This is a genomic window from uncultured Amaricoccus sp., from assembly GCF_937858865.1.
Classification (GTDB): domain Bacteria; phylum Pseudomonadota; class Alphaproteobacteria; order Rhodobacterales; family Rhodobacteraceae; genus Amaricoccus.
Genome location: NZ_CALLYO010000446.1, coordinates 1 through 3,664, shown reverse-complemented (window position 1 = coordinate 3,664; position 3,664 = coordinate 1). Strand labels below are relative to the sequence as shown.

Here is a 3,664-nt window from a genome sequence, read left to right as displayed (position 1 = left end):
GGAAGGAGGCTGGAAAGCGGCCATACGATTTGCGTCCGTGACCGGAGGTTAACCCGGAGAAGGTACGAGCGGCCGGCTCAGTATTCTCCCGTCTCCATCAGATCGGTGCCGTCGAAGAGCAGGTCCAGCCCCTCTTCGAGATGATCCGCGACGTGCGGATGCGACAGGAGATAGCGCGAGGTCGGGCCGTCGCGGCGGTCGGCGGCCATCTCGACCGCTTCGCGCCACTCCTCGGGCTCCATGTCGCCGCGGCCGATCCACATCAGCGCCACCAGCTCGGCCTGCTGGTCGGGCTCGAGATCCTCGATCTCGGCGGCGATCTCGTCGCGGATCAGGTTATCGGGGCTGTCCTGCAGCGTCGCCGGCCCCTCGTCGTCGGAGGCGTTCGAGCCCGAATCCGGCGAGACGAGCTCCTCCTGCGCCATGACGGCCCTGAGCTTCAGGATCAGCGAGCGGAGGAATTCCGGATTGAGGGTGACCAGCTCTTCATCGTCCATCGATGGCCAACTCGCGCACAGGTAGATCGGGGGCATTCTGCCACGGATCGGGCCGGCCACGAAACTCAATTCGGTTGGCGTCCGCCCGGCGAGGAGGCTAAAAGGTCGGCGCATCGAGACGAGCGAGAGGAAGGCCATGACCGCGACCCGCACCGAGACCGACAGCTTCGGACCGCTGGAGGTCGCGAGCGACCGCTACTGGGGGGCCCAGACCCAGCGCTCGCTCGGCAACTTCCGCATCGGCTGGGAGAAGCAGCCGGTCGCGGTCGTGCGCGCGCTCGGCATCATCAAGCAGGCCGCTGCGGCCGTGAACATGGAGCTCGGCGACCTCGACCCGGCGCTCGGCAAGGCGATCGAGGCGGCGGCCGAGGAAGTGGCGGCCGGCAAGCTCGACGACCATTTCCCGCTCGTCGTCTGGCAGACGGGCTCGGGCACCCAGTCGAACATGAACGCCAACGAGGTGATCTCGAACCGGGCGATCGAGATGCTCGGCGGCGTCATCGGCTCGAAGAAGCCGGTGCACCCCAACGACCACGTCAACATGGGCCAGAGCTCGAACGACACCTTCCCGACCGCCATGCACATCGCCACCGCGATCACCGCGCGCGACGTGACGCTGCCGGGCCTCAGGAAGCTGCACGGGGCGCTCGCCGACAAGGCGCAGGCCTTCAAGGACATCATCAAGATCGGCCGCACCCACACCCAGGACGCGACGCCGCTGACGCTCGGGCAGGAGTTCGGCGGCTACGCCTTCCAGGTCGAGCAGGGGATCAAGCGGGTGACGGCCGCGCTCCACAACATCTATCCGCTGGCCCAGGGCGGCACCGCGGTCGGCACCGGGCTCAACACCCGCGTCGGCTTCGCCGAGAAGATCGCGGCGCGCATCGCCGACATCACCGGGCTGCCCTTCGTCACCGCCCCGAACAAGTTCGAGGCGCTGGCGGCCAACGACGCCATGGTCGAGATGTCGGGCGCGGTCCGCACCGTGGCGGTCAGCCTCTTCAAGATCGCCAACGACATCCGCCTGCTCGGGTCGGGGCCGCGGAGCGGGCTCGGCGAGCTGATCCTGCCGGAGAACGAGCCCGGGTCGTCGATCATGCCGGGCAAGGTCAACCCGACGCAGGCCGAGGCGCTGACCATGGTCTGCGCCCAGGTGATGGGCAACGATGCCGCCGTCGGCTTCGCCGGTTCGCAGGGGCATTTCGAGCTCAACGTCTACAAGCCGATGATCGCCTACAACCTGCTGCAGGCGATGACGCTGCTCGGCGAGGCCTCGGTCTCCTTCACCGACAACTGCGTCGTCGGGATCGAGGCGAACGAGGAGCGGATCGCCAGGCTCATGCGCGAGAGCCTGATGCTCGTCACCGCGCTGGCGCCGACCATCGGCTACGACAATGCGACCAAGGTGGCGAAGACCGCGCACAAGAACGGCACGACGCTGCGCGAGGAGGCGATCCGTCTCGGCTTTGTCGACGGGGAGACCTTTGATAGGGTGGTCGAGCCGAGGGACATGCTCGGGCCGAAGTAGCGGGAGGCGGCCATGCGCTGGCAGGGGCGGCGGGAGAGCAGCAACATCGAGGACCGCCGCGGCCGGGGCATGGGGCGCAGCGCCGGCGTCGGCGGCATCGGCATGATCATCGTGCTGCTGGTCGGCATCTTCTTCGGCGTCGACCTCTCGCCGCTGCTCGGCCCCGGCGGCGTGGTGACGACCGACAGCGCCCCCTCCGGCCCGAACGCCATCGACGACGAGCAGGAGCGTTTCGTCGCCGTGGTGCTGGCGCAGACCGAGGACGTCTGGACGCCGCTCTTCAGCCAGGCCGGCCTGCAGTACACCCAGCCGAAGCTCGTCCTCTTCACCGGCCAGACCGGCTCGGCCTGCGGCTTCGCCCAGTCGGCGATGGGTCCCTTCTACTGCCCGAACGACCAGACGGTCTATCTCGACATGGACTTCTTCCGGGTGATGGAGAGCCAGCTCGGGTCGCGCGGCGACTTCGCCAAGGCCTATGTCATCGCCCACGAGGTCGGCCACCACGTCCAGGACGAGCAGGGGATCCTGCAGCAGGTGAACGCCGCCCGCTCCCGCGCCAGCGAGCGCGATTCGAACGCGCTCTCGGTGCGGGTCGAGCTGCAGGCCGACTGCTACGCCGGGGTCTGGGCGCGCTCGGTCACCGGCACGCTCGAGCTGACCGACGCCGACATCAGGAGCGCGCTCGACACCGCCGCGCGGATCGGCGACGACGCGCTGCAGCGGGCGAGCCAGGGGCGGGTGGTGCCCGACAGCTTCACCCACGGCACCAGCCAGCAGCGGCAGGAATGGTTCTACCGCGGCTTCCGGACCGGCGACGACGAGCAGTGCGACACCTTCTCGGGGCGGATCTGAATGGCCGAGCTCGTGAACCTGCGCACCGCCCGCAAGCAGCGCGCCCGCGCCGCCGCCCGGCGCGAGACCGCACGCGGCGATGCCGCCTCGGCCGAGGCCGAGCGGCTGCGCGCCGAGGCCGAGCTCGAGCGGCGGCGGCTCGAGGCGCATCGGCGCGACGAGCCCGAGGCGTGAGCGGGCGGCCCGAGAAGCATTCGCTCACCCTCGCCGGCCACCGCACCTCGGTGTCGCTCGAGCCCGAGTTCTGGCGCGCCTTCCGCGAGATCGCCGCCGCCGAGGGCCGTCCGATCAACGACCTCGCCGCCGAGATCGACGCCGCGCGCGGCGTCGAGCGCGGCCTCGCCTCGGCGATCCGGGTGCACGTGCTCGCCGTCTTCCGGGCGCGCGCCGGCGCCCGGGAGGGCTAGGGTGGGCACGCGTGCCCAGCTGGGGGTTCCGTTGTTTTCGTTGAAGAATCCGGCGGCGCGTCAACCGGATGGCAACCTTCGTTAACGGCGTTTGCATTCAGTCTGACGCGTGGTCCGGGCGGCGAGGGTGCGAGGGGGTCCTCGGACCCCCTCTTGGCCTTCGGCCAATTCACCCCCGAGGATATTTGCGGACCGAAGATGGGCGGGGGCCGCTTTCCGGTGCCGGCGGCGATTTTCCAACCGGACGGAGCCAGGTTGGATGATCCACCTCCACCGAGGTCCTTCGACTCGGTCTTCACGCCGCGCCCGGTGTCAGCCGATGCGGCCGAGCGCCGGGAAGGTCTCGAGCAGCCAGAAGGAGAGGTCGCTGAACGCCCCGG

Annotated in this window: 5 protein-coding genes; 4 read left to right on the top strand and 1 reads right to left on the bottom strand. The window is 69.6% G+C overall.

What is annotated here, in order from left to right:
• Positions 1-77 precede the first annotated feature (77 nt).
• Complete coding sequence (locus Q0112_RS13145; protein WP_297976001.1) at positions 78-497, bottom strand: DUF3775 domain-containing protein; 420 nt, start codon at positions 495-497, stop codon at positions 78-80.
• 136 nt (positions 498-633) lie between these two features.
• Between Q0112_RS13145 and fumC the strand changes: the two genes are divergently transcribed.
• Genes fumC through Q0112_RS13125 form a run of 4 tightly spaced genes read left to right on the top strand, consistent with a single transcriptional unit; the run spans position 634 to position 3,284 of the window.
• A complete protein-coding gene (gene fumC, locus Q0112_RS13140; RefSeq protein WP_297975999.1) occupies positions 634-2,025 on the top strand; it encodes a class II fumarate hydratase in 1,392 nt (463 codons plus the stop codon).
• A gap of 12 nt (positions 2,026-2,037) precedes the next feature.
• The gene (locus Q0112_RS13135) at positions 2,038-2,877 is read left to right on the top strand and encodes a neutral zinc metallopeptidase (protein ID WP_297975997.1); all 840 of its coding nucleotides are present in this window, start codon (positions 2,038-2,040) and stop codon (positions 2,875-2,877) included.
• A complete protein-coding gene (locus Q0112_RS13130) occupies positions 2,878-3,051 on the top strand; it encodes a DUF4169 domain-containing protein (RefSeq protein ID WP_297975995.1) in 174 nt (57 codons plus the stop codon).
• Entirely contained in the window at positions 3,048-3,284 is a 237-nt protein-coding gene (locus Q0112_RS13125; RefSeq protein ID WP_297975993.1) for a ribbon-helix-helix domain-containing protein, read from the top strand. The genes Q0112_RS13130 and Q0112_RS13125 overlap by 4 nt, the downstream gene beginning before the upstream one ends.
• Positions 3,285-3,664: the final 380 nt, after the last annotated feature.

Coding starts and splice junctions, on each gene's coding strand:
- Q0112_RS13135 (WP_297975997.1), top strand. CDS start 2,038: ATGCGCTGGCAGGGGCGGCGGGAGAGCAGCAACATCGAGGACCGCCGC.
- fumC (WP_297975999.1), top strand. CDS start 634: ATGACCGCGACCCGCACCGAGACCGACAGCTTCGGACCGCTGGAGGTC.
- Q0112_RS13145 (WP_297976001.1), bottom strand. CDS start 497: ATGGACGATGAAGAGCTGGTCACCCTCAATCCGGAATTCCTCCGCTCG.
- Q0112_RS13130 (WP_297975995.1), top strand. CDS start 2,878: ATGGCCGAGCTCGTGAACCTGCGCACCGCCCGCAAGCAGCGCGCCCGC.